Source organism: Oligella sp. HMSC05A10 (assembly GCF_001808335.1).
In the GTDB taxonomy this organism is placed as follows: domain Bacteria; phylum Pseudomonadota; class Gammaproteobacteria; order Burkholderiales; family Burkholderiaceae_B; genus Oligella; species Oligella urethralis.
Genome location: NZ_KV792927.1, coordinates 195,880 through 216,262, shown reverse-complemented (window position 1 = coordinate 216,262; position 20,383 = coordinate 195,880). Strand labels below are relative to the sequence as shown.

The following is a 20,383-nucleotide window of genomic DNA, read 5'->3' as shown; positions in this document are numbered from 1 at the left end:
CCGAGATGTTCGGTTTGCTAAAGCATTTTCGCTTTTGTTGTATTAACTTTAGCAAGAGATAAAGCATAAGTCAAGCATATGCGAAAGTTGATTATGTAATAATGTGTAACGTTGATTTTTGATTAATAGGCTTATTTGTGAAAAAAGGTTTTTTTAGAATAGTTTTTGTTTTAAGCTTTATTTTTGCTATTGCTGGCGGTTTTTTGATATATGAACCCGTTTCAAATATTCATTACAAAATTCAAATGCATAAAAAAGGGGGCGAAATTTTTAATCTTGTAGAGGACTATAAGAAACAACGTGAGCCAAGTCAGAATAGTCGAGACCCTAACGCGTCAGGAGACGAGTGGCGTGATGTTGTCTTAAAAAAGATAAGGGAAAAAGGGTATAGTGATGAAGCCATCTATTTTTATTTGTATGGCCACAATGATCTTAAGGCGAAAATTGAAAGCTTAGCAAAAGCTGACGTGGGATCTAGCTATTATGCAAAGAAAAAAGAGGTTTTTAATTATTTTGGTATAAAGGAACCTGGCAAGGGTGACTATTATTATGACGGCGCTAAAGACATAAGTTATTCGGAAGCGTTGTTTTATATTTTCTCGTTTATTATTGTTCCGGTCGCCTTGCTGTGGATAATGTTTTATACGATCGTATGGATTGCAGCAGGATTTAGGAAAAGCAGTTAGGCGACGCCAAACCTTGTCAATAATCCAATAATATGTAAAGGAAACACTTATGAAAAAACTAATCGCTGCATTTATGCTTTGTTTGGTCACACTATCTGTTATCTCGCCGGCACATGCCCACAGTGGACGCACTGATAGAAACGGCTGTCATAATGACAACAAGAATGGGGGAAGGCATTGTCATTAGGGGTGTAAACAGCCTCGGAAAGCTGTTAGTTCGTAAATTGTTAAATTTCTAGATTTAAAAATTCATAGAAGCCTTTAAATAAGAGTAATTTACCCTTACTTTTGATGCGTTTTATCTCAAAGTATATTTGTTCGCAATATAGGTTTCTTATTAATTGAGGTTTTAGGGTATGAGTGAGCAACGTATATTTCATCTTTATCGATATCAGATTAATCCGAATCAGCGCATTCAAGAGAAGTTACCTTTAGAGGAAGGTCAACACACTGTTGATGAGGTCATTGCTCGAAAGAACGAGTACTTCATGGAAGCATTTAATTATCTTGCTCATCAAGCCACTCTAGGTGAGATTGATGGCACGCAAGATAAATATAGGTTAAAAAAAATATATCCTAAAGATGAATTTAATAAGCAAAACTCATTCTTTATTTTCTGGCTAGCAAAACCAAAGTCGATTAAAATAGATACAGAGGATTTTACGACGCAAAGAGATGTTACTTGGCCACGGAGTTATGTCTTAATTTGGAATGATCCCGAAAAGCAACTTATCGCAGTAGAGCATCGAACTCAAGTAGCAGCATCTACCACAACCCTTATTAATGAGCTTGAAAAAAGGTTAAATGAGATTTTGCGTCAGCATAATCTAAATACACATATAAATCCTATTTTTAACCAAGAGAGCTTTTGGAGTTTAGTTGAAGATAAAAAAGTTGAAAAGATTGAGTTTCACTTAGTGACTCCGAACATGGCAAATATTTCACATTCTTTAAGTGAAGACCTAAAGAAACTTGCCAAAAGAACTAATGCTTCTACTTCTAACCTAGGACTGTCAGCTGAAAGTTTTCAAGAGTTAAATATTTCGAAAGATAATCCACAATTAAAAGATATGGTTGATTACAGCAGTAAAGGGGGTGGCTATATTAAAATGAAAGTCAAAGGGTTGAGAAGGACGATTGATACCAAAAATAACGTTACTTCAGTTGCGCTTGATGATTTGACAATTATTGGAAACGACATTGAAGCAGTTCAAGAGACACTAGATAAGTTTTTATGAGCATCGTAAATAATCTTTTAAAATCTATGGCAATTGCAACAATGTTGTATTTTGTCCAATGTTTGCTAGGTTTAGATTACCTAGGTGATTTTTTGCGCTCAAATCTAGTTACTATTTTAATCACTGTTTTGGCTATCAATACGGCTACTATGGCGGTTATTTTAGCTAAAATGTTTGAAATAAGCCGTGAGCATAATACGGCTGTAGATCAAGCTTTTAAGAATACTAAAAAGGAGCTCTTACTCTCAATTAGAGAGCAAATAGGTGCTGTAATCGCGGCCATGATGTTATCGATGCTTACATCTGAGAAACTCCCGTTTGTCCACTTTAGTACACATATCCATATAGGTTTAGAGATTTTATTAATCAGCGTTTTTATTTATGGGCTTTATCTTTTGTATGACACTGCCAAGTCAGTATTAAGCTTTTACGATTAAGTTTTGAGTTAATGATAGCTAGCTCATAACCATAGTATTTTTGTATAGATTTATTAGGTAGGAGCTATCGATAAAAAACCGTTGGGCGGGTCGACATAAGACAAGTTAAGCTGTTTGACGAAGCCCTTTTGTCGGAATTTTAAGCTCATTACTAAAGAATAATATTTCGTCGCCAAGTTTTTTTTCTTGAGCTGTATAAGTAAGTATATGGTTTTGTGTTCGATAGCCTTGGTAAATCTTTCTAATTTCTGGGGCATTATCATAAGACACTAGCCAAGGATATTTAATATTATCTAAGGTTTTTTTTATATCAATATGATCTTGATGGTTATAAAAGTTTCGATATAGCCCTTGACCCTTTTCATAATAAGGAGGGTCTAGATAAATAAGCGAGTTTTTAGACGGAAGAATATCCTCACAACGCTGTAATAGATCCTTTGCGTCTTCTGAATACACATGAATTCTGTCTTTAAATAGCTTTATTCTTTCAAAACGGGGGATAAGGCTTATTTTATTAAAGCGAGCATCTAATTTCCAACTCCCTGCTTGGGCTTTGCCACCAATAACACCGCCTTTTAAGATGCCTGAACGATTACAACGATTCATGAAGAAAGTGGCGAAACCTTTTTCTAGGGTGTCGTTATTATCAACGTCCTCCATGATGGCTTTGTAGTGATACCAGTTATCCATTGTGATATCCACTTCACGAATTTTAGCTATTAAGTCGTCTGTATATTGAACGCTAGCTTTCCAGAAAGCAGCTATTGCTGGGTCCAAATCATTAATATGGATATCTGATACAGTTCCATTAAATAGCAACTCTAACGCAACCCCGGCACCACCAGCATATACTTCTAGGTAGTGTCCGCCACGAAGCCCATTGGTCTTAATTAAAGACTCAATGAAGGGGGTGAACTTACCTTTGCCGCCAGGGTAACGAAGAGGGGTGTAAAATCTGCTCATGTTTGGATTTTAGTGTATTTAATTTCGTTTGGCCAGAGCTAGTTAAAATAATTTTGTTCGATAAAAGTTTTTGTGAAGCCTTTAGAAGATGTGAGTACATACTCCATGGCTTCTTGCATATTATTAATGTATGTTTCAGAAAGATTTGGCTTCGTTTTCAAGTAATAAAGGAATGGATTATATTGTCCATTTATATTGATGAGTTTTTTTATTTCAACATGATTATAAAAATCTTTAAATTTTCTTCTTAACTTACCTTGTTTTTGCTGGTTTGAGCTAGAAGTGTTATTGTTTTGATAGTTGATTATTTTTTGGTTAAATTCCTCTTCGCTTAAGTGTCCAACAATGTCTAATGTGTTGCTAATTTCTTGGGCGGCCCTTGAAAAAATGGCTTTGGTTGTTCCCTTAGGGTTTTCTCGCCAATAATCATCACCTTCATCTAAGTTATTTAAAATCAAGTAAAGGAGTTGATCGGGCGCTAATTGAGTAGGTAAAAAAAGAAAATTCTTGAATTTTTTTCCACCTCTTTGATCACCATCTAAAACAATTACAGATTCATTATAGAAGGTTGGTATTTTTTTTGAAGCAAGATCCTTGTAGTTGGAGCATCCTAGTGAAATTCCTTGCATTATCCTTATATGTTTATTTAGTTTGGATCTGTAGAGAATTTTTTTATGGAAATCAATAGCCTCTTGATCTTCAAAATAAAAATCAATTTTAGGAATATTTAGTGCGCTAGAATCGTTTGCTGTTTTTACGAATAAGTCACATTCAATTTGATTCCAATTCCAATCTGTTTTAATTTCAATGTCGCCGTAAGAGTCGGTTAAATAAAGAGTACTATTAACTTTGCCAAGCTTAAGTACATTGTTTATCATGATCGGTGAGTGGCTTGTCATTACAACTTGAAGATTATACTTAGTAGCATATTCATTTAAAACTTTAATAAACTCTTCCTGCGCGCCTGGATATAAGCCAGCATCAGCTTCATCTATCAACAGAGTACCGCCGTGGTAATCCATGTACTCTTCTTTTAGTTTTTTAAAAGAAAGCAATGCTAAAACTATTTGTCCTACATTGTCCTCACCGGCTGAAACTGAGTCTTGGTCATATTCATCGCCGTGTGCTACAGTTGAGAAAATAGAACCCTTTGTAGGAGTTACCTTCTTAGCAGGTCTGTGCATTTTTAGAAGAATTCTATTAGTTAAGAAGCGGAACTCTTTATTGTTTTCTTCCTGTTCTAGATATTCAAAAACAGCTTCATTGTATTGCTTTCTTAATGCTATAGGCATTAACCGACCAAGCCCGAGATGTATCACTGGATGTGTGAAGTTTCTGCTAAATAAAATCTTTCCATTTTCATCCAATTGCCTGACTATCGGCCTAGAGTTTTTCCTATCTGAACTATCACTTAACTCCAGTCTTGCTTTTACTGTTTTGTTTTGATAAGCATCAAAAACTTCAAAATTAAGATTCATCGACCCAGGCTTATCCGTTTTAGGAGAGAATCGAAAGTGATCTGAGAAAACCGATTTAAATTGTTTACCAGAAATTGTAGTGTAAGAAAGTTCTTCGTTTTTTTTATAATCTTTTTCAAAATTGAAGACTTGAGCTATTATTCCTAAAATCGTTGATTTAGCGGTACTATTTTTTCCGCAAATCAATGTAATTCTATCTGCTAATTTTATCTCTAGATTTTTTAATCGTCTAAATTTTTCTATATTGATAGTAGTTATTTTTGTTGCCATAATAATCACCTAGATACTTTTTACATAACATAAATTTTCGTTACATAATCCACAAACAAAAGAGCTTTACGGCTCGGTTTTTTATACTTCTCAAATATCTTTTAGGTTCAATTACATCGAATGTATAAATTGCGATGCACAATCATTACTGATTGCTGAACGACAAGACCTTGGTAGGCGTTTACGTGGCCATAACCGCTTGAAGTGGGTGTTGCTTTACCATCTTTGCCTAGTATTACGTAACCTTTATCTCCGCAAACTTCACTGGCTTTTTTATAACAGAGTGTTGGACTAATAGCAGCGCCACTACAATCAATAGCAATCATTTCTTTGCCATCGGGGGCGTACATTTTAGTAGCAGAAGCACAGCCATATAAAAAAAATGCCGACAAAACGGCAGGCATAAGTTTAAGTAAGTTCAATGTTATGTCTCCTCATTTAATACTTCCTCAACGACCACCACGCCCTGACGCGGCCGCAGATGTTTAGGTCGTGAACTTCCTTATAAGAAACTTCAATAGGCTTGTAAACGTCACGATTATCACTCACAATCAGTAGCTTGCCGTCTGGTTGAGCCACTAGCCGCTTAGTGAGTAGCACATCATTAAAGTTAATGACATAAATACCTTCGGCTTCGAACGCTTTGGCTGTCACATCAACAAAGAGAATGTCGCCATCTAGGATGGTTGGGGCCATGCTGTCACCGACGTTGTTAATAATTTTTATGCGATCTTGAGCATTACGGCCAAGAGCGCTAATAGCCCAATCCTCCAATACATCGAGCTTGTGCAATACGGGCATCTCATAATCAACACTTCGACCCTTGCCGGCAGAGGATTCGACTTCTAAATAATCCAGTCGGATGTAACCAGCAGGCGCCAATGATGATTCTGGGCTATCCGCAATCGGGAAGCTTACGCTAGGCGTGTCTAGTGACATTGGCGTTAAATTTAGCGCATCTTCAATCTTGCGAGCTGATCTCTCGCTCATATTTCTAGCATATGGACTATCAGAGTCAGCAAGCCATTGCCCGATTTGCGAAAGTGATATCCCAGTCCGCTCACTAAAAACAGTCTGAGAACCACCGCATTGCCGGTCAATTAAGTCGCGCAGATTCTTGTTTCTAATTTCTCTAATGTCATTCATATTCGCATTTTATCCTTTGCTAATTTCGCATAAGCTTGTATTTTGCTAAAACAAATGCTAAAATCAAGGTGTTTTAAACGGAGGTTATATGCGAAATACAGAACTAACAAAACTCAAACAATACGCAAGCGAGCGTCCGGGTTTTATGACTCAACTGTCTGAACACCTTTCAATTTCACCTAGCTACCTATCACAAATGGTCTCTGGCCTTCGTGCAATGAGGCCAGCTTATGCCACCGCAGTAGAAGAGTTTACGGGTGGGGCTGTGTCTCGAATCGACTGTCGACCTAAAGACGGTTTCGATATCTGGCCAGAGCTTAAAAAAGATAGTTCTAATCAAGAGTCCAAAGAGACCGTTTAGCACAACAAAAGCCACATCTTTTTTTAGCTTCTTTTGTAGTGGAAAGTAGAGGAAACAATCATGTCAGTAGTTGCACAACAACAGCTAACGCTAGATTTCACGCCGGGATTGACTGAGCGACACGAGACTATGCTTGATTGTGTACGTGAGTGCGCTCTTACGCATCGAAACCCGCTTAAAACTATCGCGGCTGATATGGACTTAAGTCCAACCGAGCTATCACGCAAGATATCTACCAACCCAGAAGACCCAAGACGATTTAGTCTTTGCGATCTTGAACGATTTATCGCTGCTACTGGCGACACTAGACCTATTTATTGGTTGATAGAAAAGTTTTTGCAAGACGGTGAAGCAAAGCAAAAACAAGCAATCGCAGCGCTAGCTAATGCGATGCCGGAAATATTAGCCCTATTCAAACAAGCATCAGGGCAGTAGAGCTATGACTAGTAATTTAGGTAGGCCAGTTTCTTTTTACCCATCATTAGCCAGGGTTTTTGATGATATCAGTACAGCATTATTGATTTGCCAGTTTATGTATTGGCGAAAGAAAGTGGGTGGTCGTGAAATTTACAAAACACAAGAAGAAATAGAAGTCGAAACTGGAATAAAAGCTGGTGCGCAACGAAGAATTTTTAAGAATTTACAAAAAGATGGTTTTGTGCAAATCGTCAAAAAAGGCATGCCCGCGAAGAATTATTACAAGTGGAATTGGGAACAAATAGATAGCTTTATAAATGAGTTTTTATGCGCTGAAAAATCAGGTAACACAGCGAATAAAAAAGAAGTAGAAAAAGAAGAAAAAGACGCCCATCAGTCCTGCCGAAACGATAGCACCAGTCCTACCGAATCAGTAGAACAAGACGTATCGAAACAGCAGAACAAGACGTATCGAAACAGTACCACTAGTTCTATCGAATCAACAGCACTTGTGCTACCGAATCAACAGCACCCTTGCTACCGAAACGGTAGGACTACGTCAGAGATTACACAAGAGATTACTACAGAGACTACCACACATAAGCAACCCGACATCGCACAGCCCATTGCAAAAAAAGATGATCGAAGTGATGTAGTTGATGATGTTGAAAAATCATTCAATAAATTTTGGGCTGCTGGAATGGTGAAAATCAATAAAAAAACATCATTCGCGAGATACAAGACAAGGCTCAAAGAATCGGGCATGAAGCCTAATGACTTTGCTGAAATGCTGACAAACGACGTTCAAGCGAGAATCAAAGCAGAGCAGCTAGGTTTTGACAAAATGCACCCAACTACCTACTTGAACGGCAATCGGTGGGATGACGAAATCGTATCAAACAAGAAGACAGTTTTTGACCCATTGGAGCATATGCGCAACCAAAACAGAAATAGAGACAACCGCAACGAGATTAGTGAAAACAGCGAATCAGTTTTAGACATACAAGCGAGGGTAATTCAATGACCGACCAAAACATGACATTAGTTAACTGGTTAGAACCACTCAAAGGAAAAGATATTAGCCCAATCATGCTGCTTTACAAGCGTTTAGATGGTTTGTATCCAAGCAAATGGCGCGCTAGCTTTCCAGATGCAGAGGCTATTGATAACTGGCAGGAGGCATGGGCTGAATCATTCGTAGAGGATAGCATCACGCCGCAAATGATTAAACGAGGGCTTGAGAACTGCCGAGACATGTACGACTGGCCACCAAGCTTGCCACAGTTTTTAAAAGCGTGCCGTGAGCCAAGCAAGCACGAATCAAGGCACCAAGACAGTAAGCCGCAGCTTACGCACGAATACATCCCTTGCGCACCCGAAGAAGCCGCGGTACATATCGCGAACATCAGGGCCCTCATTGAAAAAAATGGCGGAATCTTAAAAAACGTAACTGAGGAGCTGAGCAGTGGCACGCATTGAGCTAACGTTACCGTACCCCGTTTCAGCAAATCGCTATTGGCGCACAGCAGTCGTTAATGGTCGTGTGCGAACCTACCGCAGCAAAGATGCGAATGACTATCGACATGCGGCCCAATGGATTGCAAAAGAAAAACGAGTAAAACCACATGATGGTGATTATAAAATCATCTTGAGAGTTCACCCTAGGCTCACAGCGAGCAAAACAGCAAGTAAGGTATGTGTAGACCTAGATAACGCATTGAAAGTCGCTCTAGACGCTCTAGAGGGCGTTTTGTATCACAACGATAATCAGGTTAAGAAATTAAGTGTTAGTTATGGTCAGCCTGTCATTGGTGGAGCGTTAACCGTTATCGCGGAGAGGCTGGGGGCAGAATGAGCTATGTCAATGCGCGACTGGAGCAGTGGGCGGAGTATGTCACAAAAAGACATTTAGTCCCCATCGGCACAAAAAAACTAAGCTGCGACACCGTCAAGTTTTATAAACAAGAGGTAGAAGCAGAGCGTTTAACGTGGGTAAAGCGGACACATCGAGCCGTGCTGTCACTGGAGCCTGAGCTAAGAGACGTAGTCCAATTACGCTATCTTTTTGCGTGGAAGCTTCAAGCGATATGCGAATACTACGGCGTAGTTGAAAGCACGGTGAGTAGGCGCCTTGAAAAGGCTAGATACTTAATTGCTGATTATTTTGAAGAAGAGCGAGCAGAGGTGTAATTTGAACGGAAGCTTTACAACAAAGACGCAATACGCTAATATTCGGGTAGGTGCTCAAAACACCATCTCGAAGCGGAATCCGCACCCGTCAGTCTAGCGGTTTTTTTACGTCCATAGAATTTAAGCCTATGGCCGGGTGTGCGGCTAATAAAAGACCTGAAAGGGAAATATGCCCGCCGTCTTCGAGCGGTTTTGAGCACCTGGCCGCCTTCTCAAAAGAGGCATTTACTCAAAAAATCTCGAAGGAGTCCATTATGGATGCTCAAAATTTATCTATTTTTCAATTCAACCAATCACCTATTCGAATCGAAATCTTAAATAACGAACCTTTATTTTGTTTGACAGATGTTGCTAGCGTACTTGAGATTTCAAACGCAAACCCCAGTAGATTTAAGCTTTCAGAAGCTGGTGTACATAAAATGTATATCAGATCAAGCGGTCAGAAAAGAGAGCTAGTTTTCATAAACGAACCTAATCTCTACCGTGTTATTTTCCGTTCAAATAAACCACAAGCGATCAATTTTCAGAATTGGGTTTTTGATGAGGTCCTTCCCCAAATCCGCAAGACGGGAAAATACGAAACGCCAAGCGACCGCATGACAGACGAGCAGGTCGGTTACATTTACAACAGCGTGATGAGAATTTGCGGTGAGACGGGACAAACTTATCAAGCGCTCTTCGGAATGCTAAAGCGCGAGTTCCAAGTCGCTAGCTATAAACACATCAAAGCCGTGGACTTTCCGCACGCTTGCGAGGTGCTAGGCGTCCCTGTGCCTGTTTTTACATCCAGAGCACAACAGGCAATTGAGCATCAGGAACATTACGGTTACTTAAATGAGATCGACGCTTGGAATACGATCAATTTGTGGTTTCGGCTTAAAAATCTGTCAGAGTTTATGCAAGACCACATGTTGCCAGTGTTGAAGAAGTTAGATTCTGGTCTATGTGGTAGAGCTTACTCGTTGACTCATGATCCTATTATGACCCTGACGTTAACTGAAGATTGTTTATTGGATTTATCAAAACAGTTTCAGCAGTTAGATAACAAAGGAATGGATTGGAACGAAAGAGTCAGTAATATTAAGAACTGCACATTCAAGCGCTTGACTTGACGCAAGTTTTTACCTAAAATTGTCTAAAATGTGGAGTAAGTGCGGATAAGGCATTTGTTCCATGGCAATTTAACCCACCTAAACGGTGGGTTTTTACGTTTATAGCCTCGTTGATTGCTCAGCGGGGCTTTTTTGTTGGAGAAACAAACATGGCCAAGGGCAACGCTAAGGCCGCGCCGGCGGCTAAAAGATTAACGCTAAAGCAAGAATCTTTCTGTCTTGCGTACATCGAGACCGGTAACGCAAGTGAAGCTTACCGTATGAGCTATAGCGCAGAAAAGATGACGGCCGCAAGTGTGAGTGTTGCTGCAAGCAGACTTTTAGATAACGCTAAGATCGCGCTAAGGATTGCTGAGCTAAAAGCAGAGCACGCTAAGCGCCATGAGATCACTGTTGACGACTTAATCGCAGAGCTTGAGGAAGCGCGACAACTAGCAATTGATACATCACAATCTGGCTCAGCCGTGACAGCAACGATGGGCAAAGCCAAGCTGTTGGGCCTAGATAAGCAACTGGTCGAACACAGCGGTGAAGTCGACGTGAGCTTAAAAATCAACGTTGAGTTTGAGTAATCGGCGATGGAAATTGATATTAAGTTTCCACGCAAGTTTCAGTCGCTCTTTAAGCCGCAACGTTACAAGATTTACCACGGCGGCCGAGGCTCGGGGAAGTCGTGGAGTATTGCAAGAGCGCTACTGCTGCTAGCCGCTCAAAAGCCGCTTAGGGTGCTTTGCACTCGGGAGGTGCAAAAGTCGATCAAAGATTCAGTTCATCGGTTGCTTAGCGACCAGATCCAAGCGATGGGACTAGGTCAGTTTTACGAAGTGTTGGACACGGAAATTAGGGGGCGTAATGGCTCCCTTTTTTTATTCGCGGGCTTAGCAAGCCATACGGTCGAATCGATTAAGTCTTACGAGGCAGTGGACATAGTTTGGGTGGAAGAGGCGCAGACGGTTAGTAAAAAGTCGTGGGATATCTTAATACCGACAATCCGCGCGCCTGATTCTGAAATCTGGGTCACGTTTAACCCAGAGCTTGAGACGGACGAGACGTATCAGCGCTTTGTTGTTAATCCGCCGGCTAATGCGTTTGTTGTTGAAGTTAACTACTACGACAACCCGTGGTTTCCAGATGTGCTGGAGCAGGAGCGATTGGAGGCTAAGCGCACGAGACCTGCGCATGAGTATGCGTGGATTTGGGAAGGCAAGACCTTGCCAGCTGCGGAGGGTGCTATTTATCACAATGAAATAACTGAGTTACAAGCCAGCGGTCGATTTACGCACGTGCCGGCAAGCAGTACGCTTAAAACGCACACGGTGTGGGACCTTGGCTGGAACGACAAGATGACAATTATTTTGGCTCAGCGTTCTGCGTCAGCGATTTACATCGTGGACTACATCGAGGACAGCCACCGCACGGTATCTAGCTACGTTAAGCAGCTGAATGACATGGCCCACAACTGGGGCATCGACTTTTTGCCGCACGATGGAGCGCATAAAAATCTACAGACCGGAAAGAGCACGCAAGAGGTGCTAGATGAGCTTGGAAGAAGCACGCAGATTGTGCCTAATATGCGCATTGAGGAGGGCATTTCAGCCGCACGTGAGGTGTTTCCAAGGGTTTATATCGATAAGCGAGCAGAGCGCCTTGTTGATTGTTTGAAAAACTACCGGCGCGAAATCAACCGCAGGACTAATGAGCCAGGCGCACCACGGCATGACGAATATTCACATGGTGCAGATGCGTTTAGATACTTAGCCCTAGTCGCTGACCAGATGAGCAATGAAACATGGGGCGGCAAATTGGAATATCCGGAATACAACTATGCTTAAAGAATATACAGATGATGAGTTGCTAGCTATCACGCAGCGCGAGATCGAAAAAGCCACAGGCGGCGAGATGTTGCGCATAAGCGAAGAGCGAGAAAAGGCGCTGTATTACTATGACGGTGAAGCCAAGGGTGATCTTGCGCCACACGGCAACCCAGGTGCGTCTACATTCGTATCTAGCGATGTGTCGGATACAGTAGAGTGGATGTTGCCTAGCTTGATGAAAATATTTACGGCTGGCGATGACGCAGTAGAGTTTGCGCCACAAAACGAGGAAGATGGCGAAGCAGCGCAACAAGCGACTGCTTACGTTAATTACATTTTCTACCGTAAAAACCCAGGCTGGCTAGTGCTTTATACGTGGTTTAAAGACGCACTGTTACAGAAGAACGGATTTTTGAAGGTGTATTGGGATAACACACCAGAAGAGAGCATTCAGCAGTACGTTGGCGTTGATGAAGCCGGTATTGGCCTGTTAATTGAAGATGGCGCGGAAATTATAGGCGTTGAGCAAGTGGGCGAAGCACCTAGTTTAGACGTTGATGAGCAAGGTCAGCCGTTGCAGAATGTGGCGCTTTATAACGTAACCGCACGATTTGTTAAATCTAAAGGACAAGTACGGATTGATAATGTACCACCAGAGGAGTTTTTAATCGACCCTTCGGCGCGCAGCATTGATGATGCGGTTTTTGTTGGCCATCGTGTTGAGCGCACAATGAGCGAGCTACGAGATGCTGGCTACGATAACTTAGACAACATCGCAGACGATATTTTAGACGTATTCGATAACGAAGCGGTAACACGTGATGATGGATTTTTAATTGAGCACGACGAAAACGTAGAAAAGCGAGTAAAGCTTACGGAGTGCTATTTAAAAATCGACATGGACGGTACAGGCGTTGCTAAATGGCGCAAGATTGTACGTGCCGGCAATGCGATTTTAGAAAACGTAGAAGTCGACGCGCCTCCATTTGTCACGATTACACCAATTCCGGTGCCACATAAGTTTTTTGGGCTGTCGGTTGCTGACCAAGCGATGGCGATTCAGCGGGTTAAAACCAGTATTTGGCGCTCTAACTTAGAGGGCTTATATCGCACCATTAACGAGCGCACTTATGCGGTACAGGGCAATGTCAATATGGACGACTTGCTTACTAATCGTCCGGGTGGCGTTGTGCGAGTTAAGCACCCGAGCGATGTTGGCCCGTTACAAACGGGCAGACCTGATTTGGGGTCTGGTTTGGCCATGTTGGAGCAAGTCACAACTGCCGGTGAGAACCGTACTGGTTGGACACGATACAGCCAAGGCGTGGGGGCGGATAGTCTCAATAAGACAGCTACCGGTATCAATATCATTACTAACAAGTCAGAAATGCGTGTAGAGCTCATAGCAAGGGTCTTTGCTGAAACTGGCGTTAAAGACCTGTTTAGAGCGATTTTAAAGCTGGTGAGCATGTATCAAGACCGCGCAGAAGTCATTAAGCTAACGAACAAGTGGGTCACGATTGACCCGAGAGAGTGGCACAACCAGTTTGATTTTGTCATTAACGTTGGTCTAGGGTCAGGCAACCGTGACCAAGTCGCAGGCCAGTTAATGCAAATTTTAGAACTGCAAACGCAAGGTATGCAGTTAGGTCTTGCTGACCCGCAGAAGATTTATCACACAGGAGCTAAGTTGCTTGAAAATATGGGCTTTAAAAACCCTGAGAGCTTCTTTATTGACCCAAGTCAGCAGCAACCAGAGCAACAGGAGCAAGAGCAACCTGACCCTGAGCTGATTAAAGCGCAGACCGAAGCACAGATTAAGATGCAAGAAATGGAGCTTAAACGCTGGCAAGCTGAGCAAGACATTATCTTAAAGCGTGAGCGATTGATAGCTGAGATGAACCTAAAACGTCAAGAAATGGCGCTTAAGATGGGCGCCGCAGTCGAGCAAGACTTGTATCACCAATACGACCAACAGAACACAGGATTTATTGCAGATGACGGAACTAACGCCGGAGCAGGAAACGCTACTCAACAAGGAATTGACGAGGGGCAACCAAGCCCAGTTGATACTGAACAACCCTTTATGGTCGGAGACGTTCCAGTACATAACGGAGACGTACACCCAGCAATGGACGAACAGTACGGACAATAACGAGAGAGAACAAATATGGCAGAGCTTAAACCAATTAAACGAAGTTCAAAGACAGCTAGTAAGCGTGCTACAAACAGGCAAGATGGCGGAGCAGCAGCTAAGCCATTGGCAGAAGCTAAAGAGCAGCCTAAGGCGTGGGAAGAGGTAGCGCAGCTTGCCAATATTTACGAGCTAAACAACACAGATAGACGTGTAGTTGTCGTGTTCGCAGAGAGTGACGATGCGCCGGCTATTTATCGTGGCATTCACAGCAATGCTCGGGTATCACAAGGCAAGCCCGCATTGCTACTTGATAACGGCGAGACGCACGAGCTTTAAGCACATGTTTTATAACGGCCCCTTAATTGGGGTTTTTTTATTGGAGATCCGAAAATGGACTTAGACAACATCACCCAAAACGAGGGCATGGAGTCAGCAGAAGATGGCTTTGTATCGATACTGCAAGACGATGAACACGAACACGCCGATGATTACGCAGAGGATGCGCAGGACTTTGACGATGAGCTTAGCGCAGAGGATGGCGAAGAAGGCGAAGATGCGGACACCGAAGAAAGTGAAGAAGAGGAACTCTTTACGGTAAAAATAGACGGTGTAGAAAAGCAGGTCACGAAGTCGGAACTATTAGCCGGCTATCAAAAGACCGCAAGCAGCACCGAGCGCTTTACGCAAGCTACACAGTTACAAGCGCAAGCGCAACAAGCAATGCAACAGGCGATGGCGGAGCGTGAGCAAGCTATCAACGTCTTGCAACAGTACGAGACACGCTTAGAAGCGTTTATTGCTCAAGCACCAGACCCAAGCTTGATTGATACTAACCCTGGCGAATATTTACGTCAGCAAGCCGCGTACCAGAATTTGCAGCAGCAGTATCAGCAAGCACAACAGCAGCGTATGCAGCTCATGCAAGCGCAAGAGCAAGACATGTATCAACAACAAGCGGCGGTGCTTGAGGAAGAGTCTCAAAAGCTGGTTACGGAGATTCCGGCGTGGAAAGACGAGAAGACTGCCACAAAAGAAAAGAGTGAAATCAAAGATTATTTAAAAGGGCTTGGCTATACCGATGATGCGCTAGCACGAGTCCAAGACCATCGCGAAGTTTTATTAGTTCGCAAGGCAATGCTTTATGACCGCCTCACCGAGCAAGGCAGGACGGGCAAAGCAAAAGCACAGAACAAGCCACCCCGAGTAGAGCGACCGGGCGCAAGACGTGCTAATCAAAAAGGCGCAAAGGCGTATGACAGCTTAAAACGCACAGGAAGCGTTAACGCAGCTGCCGCAGTCTTTGCAGGCATGATTCAAGACGATTAAGCATAAGGAAAATTTAAAATGACAACATTTACCACACACCAAGCGGTAGTGAACCGCGAAGATTTGAGCGATGTAATTTATCGCATTTCACCAACTGATACTCCGTTTTTGTCGGCAATTGGTCGCTCCAAAGCAACTAATACGCTGCACGAGTGGACGACTGACGAGCTAGCAACGCCAGGCAAAAACGCAACCGTTGAGGGCGCACCGACCGCTACCGACACTGTCAATCCGGGTGTGCGTTGTACTAACCGTATTCAGTATTCACGTAAGGCACCGAGTATCTCAACGACTCAACAGGCTGCACGTTCAGCCGGCAATCTCTATCGCATGGCGACTCAGATGGCTAAAAAGTCGGCTGAGTTAAAGCTAGACATGGAATACGCATTACTTAACAACAAGACAGCGGTTGATGGTGATGGTTCAAGCACGCCGTCTGAGTTACGTGGTCTTGATGGTTGGATTGCGACTAACGTTAGCTTAGGCAATAGCGGCGTAGCGCCTGACCCTTACAACAACGTAGCTGCGGTTGATGGTACCGAGCGTGAGTTTACCGAAGATTTGCTTATTGACGTATTGCAGAAGTGCTACCAAGAGGGCGGTAAGCCTAATTTAATCTTGTTAGCGCCGCCGCAAAAACAAAAGTTTAGCACTTTTGGTGGTCGAGCTAATACGACGATTACTGACGCTGCAAGCGCTAAAACACTCATTAATGCGGTGGATATCTATGTGTCCGACTATGGTCGATTAAAGGTGGTACCAAGCCGCATTGTTGATACGAAAACCGCTTACGTGTTGGAGACTGAGAAGTTTAGTACTGCTTACTTGCAACCGTTCCAGCAGAAAGACCTTGCGTATACGGGCGGTGCGATTTCCAAAGAAATCACTGTACAGTATACGTTGCGAGTTGGAAATGAGAAATCAAGCGGTGTTATCCGTGACCTAGCGGCTTAACTTTAATCGGAGGAGCGCTCAGCAATGGGCGCTCTTTAGCTATGAGAACAAAGTTACATGACGGCGGCGGCGACATTGTTATCGTTGAGCGTGCGCAAGACGTAGGCGATATTCTGCGAGAGGCGAAAGCTAAGAGCAATGAGGGGCTACACGGCAGCAATGAGTTAAAGCACGCTATGACGATTCCTAACGTGATTTTAGAAGCTTACTGTAACAATAACGGCATCACGTTTAATGAGCTGATGAATAACGATGAACACATTAAGCGGATATTAAACGACCCCGCACTGAGTCATTTTAGAGTGTGGAAAGGTAGGGTTTAATGCCTGGGCTTTTAGATGATTTTAAATTGTCTGATGTTGGCGGTGGCTTATCAAGAACGGCTGTGATTGAGCCGTTAGGCTTTCCGGTGGATGCGGTAACTTATGGCTTAAATAGAGCGATTGATGGGATTAACTTCGCTAATCAATCCTTTGATTTGTTCAATGGTGAGTTGCCAAGCTTAGGACGTCCGGTATTAGGCTCTGATTGGATTGCTGACCAATTCCGCAAAGTTGGGTGGCAGGATAATCTGGGAAGCTCGGGTGATATTATCGGAGGCTTGTCCAGCTTGGCTTTACCTTTCGGTGCAACAAAAGCGAAAAGTCTGTTTGGCTTCTCTAAAGACTTGTTTGAACGCTATCAAAGGCGCAGTAATTTAAGTTCTAAAGATATTAAAAACATACGAAAAGGGCTACTTGATATAAGTAATGGTGAGAACAATAAATATGTTCGACTTAAAGACGCCATGACTCCACAGCAATTTGATTCTCTTGTGACACAAAGAAAAGCGATGGATGCATCTTATCCGTTTAAAAACAACTTTATCATAGATTTAGACCATATTTATGACGCTAGGGTGTTACGTGATGGTTACAACATCGATGATGTGATGAAACAGGTTAAAAGTGCAACCAGTCGTAAGTCAGAGGTATTTGTTGATCCTGCTAGGAAACAAAACAACCTAATAAATCCTTACGGACGTGATGATGGGTATGGGAATGTGGTTAAGGATCGAATAGGTATTGATTTAAGAGGTGTTCCGCAATATCGGACGGTAATTCCTAAGGGTGACACAGTCATGCCGACTAAAAAACGAAAGCCCCGCTAATGCAGGGCTCCCCACCTAGATCAAGGTCACGTCCCCAAATGACGCCCTCGCCTTACCATAGGTTAACTAAAGTTTAATTCTTTATTAGAGAAAAGTAAAGCTTATGAACTACACAGAGTTACAAGAAACCGTAGCTGACTGGTTACATCGTTCTGATTTAAATGGTGTGCTGCCGATCTTTATTAAGCTGGCCGAGTCTCGTATCAATCGGGATTTGAGAACAGAAGAAATGGTTAAGTCAGTTACTGGCAGTATGACTGACAGCACAATCACACTACCTGACGACTTTAGGCAAGTTAAGAGCGTATTGGTAAACGACAAACCAGTGGTTTACGTGTCTAGTTTAGAAAGTAAACGTCATGACGTGGCTGGCGATGCGTATTTTTACACGATTGTTGGCAATCAGATAAATATCTATCCGAAGTCCAGCAGTGCTGACTATGAGCTAGTCTATTACGCAAGTGTTGAGCCATTAAGCAATAATAAGCCAACTAACTGGTTATTAGCCAAGTACCCAGACGTGTACTTATACGCTGTACTCCTTGAGTCAGCACCTTACATTAAGGACAACGAGGCAGCCGAAGTATGGGCAGTAGCCTACAGTAATGCAATTAGAACTGTTGGTGAGCAGGACCTTGTCGCTAAACACGGTGATGCAGGGCTAGTAATACGAGGAAACTAACATGATGATGCTTAAGGGTTTTGCACCTGATTTGCCAGAATCGGCAGAGGGTGTCATGACGGAGTGTATTAATTTAGTTCCGACTGAAATAGGTTTTAAATCAGCTCAAAAGCTTGTGCCGGCAAGCGTTAATAACAAAGTGTCTGACACTAAAGTAATTGGTGCCGCATTAGTAACACGTCTAGATAATATTAATCGATTTTATGCCGGCACTGGTACGCAGATGTTTGAACTTAAGGGCAATGAGTGGGTAGACCAAACGCGGGATAGCGGGGCGTACACGGGTGGCGCTGAAAATAGATGGCGCTTTGTTCAGTTCGGCAATGATACTGTAGCGGCCAATCAATTAGATGTGATCCAGTATTCACGCAATGGTAAGTTTGAAGATATTCCCGGTGCTCCAAAAGCACGCATTATTGAGGCTGTGGCAGGCTTTGTTATGGCGTTTGGCATTGTTGATGAGGTCGAGGGCGATATGCCGGATATGTGGTGGTGTAGTGCACTATACAACCATTTAGATTGGAAACCTGATGTTGCAAAGAACAGCGCTAACGGTAGATTAATTGATAGCCCAGGAGAGATACGGGCAGCCAAGAAGCTAGGTAATAGCATTGTTGCTTACAAAGAAAAATCAATGTATTTAGGTCATTTTGTTGGTCCACCCGTAGTTTGGCAGTGGCAGCAGATACCGGGTGAAATTGGCGCTGTAAGTCATGAGTCGGTAGTTAGTATTGATACGGCACATTTATTTATTGGCTCTGATGACTTTTGGGTGTTTGACGGCTCACGGCCAGTAAGCATTGGCGCACCCATTCGCAATTGGTTTTTTGAAAATGCAAGCCCGCAGCATTTACATCAGTCACAGGGTTATTACGACCGTAAAAACGGTCTAGTTTACTGGCACTTTGCAAACAAAAATAGTGACGGCAGATTAAATGACTGCCTCGTCTATAACGTCAAAACGCACGCATGGGGGCGTATCTTACGCACTATCAATACGGTTGCCGAACATAAATCTAGCGGCGTGACTTATGACCAGTTAGGTGACTTATACGCAACATTTGATGATTTTGACAAGATTTCTTACAAGAGCCCAAGGTGGTTTAGTGATGGTTCATCAATGGCGATTATTGATCAACACAACTGTTTAATGTTAGCGGACGGGGGCGGTGAGAACTCAAGTTTTACAACCGGCATTATCGGTAGTGACTCGTATTATTCGACAATTAAGCGAGTTCGGCCTCATTTTATTTTATACCCGAAGAGTGGCGTCATGCGAACAAGGCACGGCTCAACCGCAGGCTCACCGCTTAAGGACGGCTCAACCGCAGGCTCACCGCTTAAGGACGGCTCAACCGCGGGCTCACCGCTTAAGGACGGCAAGTTTGATGTGTTAAAAAGTGCACGGTGGCACAAACTTCAGTTTTATTTTACTGGCGATGTCGAGATTTCGGCGCTAGATATAGACTTAGCAAGGAATGGCTACAGATGACGGATAAACTTAATTTACAACAGTTAGACAATGATCCACGGTTGCCCATGCGTGGTTCAATTGATTTTGAGCGTGTGCTATACGTGCGTCTGTATGAGTTGTTTAGAGCCATTGCGGGGGTCACGAATCAGAACGGCCAAGCGATAAGTGATGCAATCAGCAACGTTACTACGCAGCTGACCGAGGACATTAACCAAGCCATTGCGGGGGTCACGAATCAGAATGGAAGCAATTCCAACGGAAACTTTGTTAAATTTCCTGATGGCACGATGATTTGCTACGGTCAGTATATTCATTCTGGCAATGGTTGGCAGCCTGAAACGCCAGTGATTAATTTCCCTGCTAGTTTTATTGAGACTCCAATAGTAACAGCAACTAATATGACAGATAATACTGCTTGGTATCCTATTCCCTTACTTAGCAAAGGAAGCGTTACTAGAACAGGGTTCAAATTAAGAACAACATCACTAGTGACAACGACTTTTACATCAATCGATTGTCACTGGCAGGCAATTGGCAGATGGAAATAG

Annotated in this window: 26 protein-coding genes; 22 read left to right on the top strand and 4 right to left on the bottom strand. The window is 42.8% G+C overall.

Annotated features, from left to right (window positions below; genetic code table 11):
• Positions 1 to 137 precede the first annotated feature (137 nt).
• The 4 genes from HMPREF3144_RS06595 to HMPREF3144_RS06585 all read left to right on the top strand — a co-directional run bounded on the left by HMPREF3144_RS06595 (position 138) and on the right by HMPREF3144_RS06585 (position 2,361).
• Positions 138 to 686: a hypothetical protein gene (locus HMPREF3144_RS06595; protein ID WP_070477067.1), complete on the top strand. Its 549-nt coding sequence runs from the start codon at positions 138 to 140 to the stop codon at positions 684 to 686.
• A 49-nt stretch (positions 687 to 735) separates the two neighbouring features.
• On the top strand, positions 736 to 873 hold the full coding sequence (locus HMPREF3144_RS12020; RefSeq protein ID WP_141742744.1) for a YHYH domain-containing protein: 138 nt from the start codon (positions 736 to 738) through the stop codon (positions 871 to 873).
• 169 nt (positions 874 to 1,042) lie between these two features.
• On the top strand, positions 1,043 to 1,924 hold the full coding sequence (locus HMPREF3144_RS06590) for a hypothetical protein (protein WP_070477063.1): 882 nt from the start codon (positions 1,043 to 1,045) through the stop codon (positions 1,922 to 1,924).
• Positions 1,921 to 2,361, top strand: coding sequence for a hypothetical protein (locus HMPREF3144_RS06585; protein ID WP_070477061.1), 441 nt, complete (start codon positions 1,921 to 1,923; stop codon positions 2,359 to 2,361). The genes HMPREF3144_RS06590 and HMPREF3144_RS06585 overlap by 4 nt, the downstream gene beginning before the upstream one ends.
• A 105-nt stretch (positions 2,362 to 2,466) precedes the next feature.
• Here the strand turns inward: HMPREF3144_RS06585 and HMPREF3144_RS06580 are convergent, their stop codons facing one another.
• The 4 genes from HMPREF3144_RS06580 to HMPREF3144_RS06565 form a co-directional block, all read right to left on the bottom strand.
• A complete protein-coding gene (locus tag HMPREF3144_RS06580; protein WP_070477059.1) occupies positions 2,467 to 3,324 on the bottom strand; it encodes a DNA adenine methylase in 858 nt (285 codons plus the stop codon).
• Positions 3,325 to 3,362: 38 nt separating this feature from the next.
• Complete coding sequence (locus HMPREF3144_RS06575) at positions 3,363 to 5,072, bottom strand: ATP-dependent nuclease (protein WP_070477057.1); 1,710 nt, start codon at positions 5,070 to 5,072, stop codon at positions 3,363 to 3,365.
• A 107-nt stretch (positions 5,073 to 5,179) separates the two neighbouring features.
• Positions 5,180 to 5,494, bottom strand: coding sequence for a hypothetical protein (locus HMPREF3144_RS06570; RefSeq protein ID WP_141742743.1), 315 nt, complete (start codon positions 5,492 to 5,494; stop codon positions 5,180 to 5,182).
• 16 nt (positions 5,495 to 5,510) lie between these two features.
• Positions 5,511 to 6,062: a S24 family peptidase gene (locus HMPREF3144_RS06565; RefSeq protein ID WP_168163060.1), complete on the bottom strand. Its 552-nt coding sequence runs from the start codon at positions 6,060 to 6,062 to the stop codon at positions 5,511 to 5,513.
• 244 nt (positions 6,063 to 6,306) lie between these two features.
• Between HMPREF3144_RS06565 and HMPREF3144_RS06560 the strand changes: the two genes are divergently transcribed.
• The 18 genes from HMPREF3144_RS06560 (at position 6,307) to HMPREF3144_RS06475 (ending at position 20,383) form a co-directional block, all read left to right on the top strand.
• A complete protein-coding gene (locus tag HMPREF3144_RS06560; protein WP_052043734.1) occupies positions 6,307 to 6,579 on the top strand; it encodes a transcriptional regulator in 273 nt (90 codons plus the stop codon).
• Between the two features lie 60 nt (positions 6,580 to 6,639).
• Complete coding sequence (locus HMPREF3144_RS06555) at positions 6,640 to 7,014, top strand: phage regulatory CII family protein (protein ID WP_070477050.1); 375 nt, start codon at positions 6,640 to 6,642, stop codon at positions 7,012 to 7,014.
• A 4-nt stretch (positions 7,015 to 7,018) separates the two neighbouring features.
• Positions 7,019 to 8,020, top strand: coding sequence for a hypothetical protein (locus HMPREF3144_RS06550; RefSeq protein WP_070477048.1), 1,002 nt, complete (start codon positions 7,019 to 7,021; stop codon positions 8,018 to 8,020).
• A complete protein-coding gene (locus HMPREF3144_RS06545) occupies positions 8,017 to 8,475 on the top strand; it encodes a replication protein P (RefSeq protein WP_070477046.1) in 459 nt (152 codons plus the stop codon). The genes HMPREF3144_RS06550 and HMPREF3144_RS06545 overlap by 4 nt, the downstream gene beginning before the upstream one ends.
• On the top strand, positions 8,462 to 8,851 hold the full coding sequence (locus HMPREF3144_RS06540; protein WP_036561572.1) for a RusA family crossover junction endodeoxyribonuclease: 390 nt from the start codon (positions 8,462 to 8,464) through the stop codon (positions 8,849 to 8,851). The genes HMPREF3144_RS06545 and HMPREF3144_RS06540 overlap by 14 nt, the downstream gene beginning before the upstream one ends.
• Positions 8,848 to 9,186 (top strand): sigma factor-like helix-turn-helix DNA-binding protein, encoded by a 339-nt coding sequence (locus HMPREF3144_RS06535; protein WP_070477043.1) that lies wholly within the window; start codon positions 8,848 to 8,850, stop codon positions 9,184 to 9,186. The genes HMPREF3144_RS06540 and HMPREF3144_RS06535 overlap by 4 nt, the downstream gene beginning before the upstream one ends.
• A gap of 254 nt (positions 9,187 to 9,440) precedes the next feature.
• Positions 9,441 to 10,298: a BRO-N domain-containing protein gene (locus HMPREF3144_RS11440; RefSeq protein WP_083290412.1), complete on the top strand. Its 858-nt coding sequence runs from the start codon at positions 9,441 to 9,443 to the stop codon at positions 10,296 to 10,298.
• Between the two features lie 149 nt (positions 10,299 to 10,447).
• Positions 10,448 to 10,870, top strand: a complete 423-nt coding sequence (locus tag HMPREF3144_RS06525; RefSeq protein ID WP_070477041.1) for a terminase small subunit — start codon at positions 10,448 to 10,450, stop codon at positions 10,868 to 10,870.
• Between the two features lie 6 nt (positions 10,871 to 10,876).
• Entirely contained in the window at positions 10,877 to 12,130 is a 1,254-nt protein-coding gene (locus HMPREF3144_RS06520; protein WP_070477040.1) for a PBSX family phage terminase large subunit, read from the top strand.
• A complete protein-coding gene (locus HMPREF3144_RS06515) occupies positions 12,123 to 14,267 on the top strand; it encodes a portal protein (protein ID WP_070477038.1) in 2,145 nt (714 codons plus the stop codon). Before HMPREF3144_RS06520 ends, HMPREF3144_RS06515 begins: the two co-directional genes overlap by 8 nt.
• 15 nt (positions 14,268 to 14,282) lie before the next feature.
• Positions 14,283 to 14,585, top strand: coding sequence for a hypothetical protein (locus tag HMPREF3144_RS06510; RefSeq protein WP_070477036.1), 303 nt, complete (start codon positions 14,283 to 14,285; stop codon positions 14,583 to 14,585).
• A gap of 54 nt (positions 14,586 to 14,639) precedes the next feature.
• Positions 14,640 to 15,575, top strand: coding sequence for a hypothetical protein (locus HMPREF3144_RS06505; RefSeq protein WP_070477034.1), 936 nt, complete (start codon positions 14,640 to 14,642; stop codon positions 15,573 to 15,575).
• A gap of 18 nt (positions 15,576 to 15,593) precedes the next feature.
• Positions 15,594 to 16,529, top strand: coding sequence for a DUF5309 domain-containing protein (locus HMPREF3144_RS06500; RefSeq protein ID WP_070477032.1), 936 nt, complete (start codon positions 15,594 to 15,596; stop codon positions 16,527 to 16,529).
• A gap of 41 nt (positions 16,530 to 16,570) precedes the next feature.
• Positions 16,571 to 16,852: a hypothetical protein gene (locus HMPREF3144_RS06495; RefSeq protein ID WP_070469680.1), complete on the top strand. Its 282-nt coding sequence runs from the start codon at positions 16,571 to 16,573 to the stop codon at positions 16,850 to 16,852.
• Positions 16,852 to 17,679, top strand: a complete 828-nt coding sequence (locus HMPREF3144_RS06490) for a hypothetical protein (RefSeq protein ID WP_036560968.1) — start codon at positions 16,852 to 16,854, stop codon at positions 17,677 to 17,679. Before HMPREF3144_RS06495 ends, HMPREF3144_RS06490 begins: the two co-directional genes overlap by 1 nt.
• A 103-nt stretch (positions 17,680 to 17,782) precedes the next feature.
• A complete protein-coding gene (locus HMPREF3144_RS06485; protein WP_070477030.1) occupies positions 17,783 to 18,361 on the top strand; it encodes a phage adaptor protein in 579 nt (192 codons plus the stop codon).
• 1 nt (position 18,362) lies between these two features.
• Positions 18,363 to 19,853 (top strand): hypothetical protein, encoded by a 1,491-nt coding sequence (locus HMPREF3144_RS06480; RefSeq protein ID WP_070477028.1) that lies wholly within the window; start codon positions 18,363 to 18,365, stop codon positions 19,851 to 19,853.
• Positions 19,850 to 20,383, top strand: coding sequence for a hypothetical protein (locus HMPREF3144_RS06475; protein WP_070477026.1), 534 nt, complete (start codon positions 19,850 to 19,852; stop codon positions 20,381 to 20,383). The genes HMPREF3144_RS06480 and HMPREF3144_RS06475 overlap by 4 nt, the downstream gene beginning before the upstream one ends.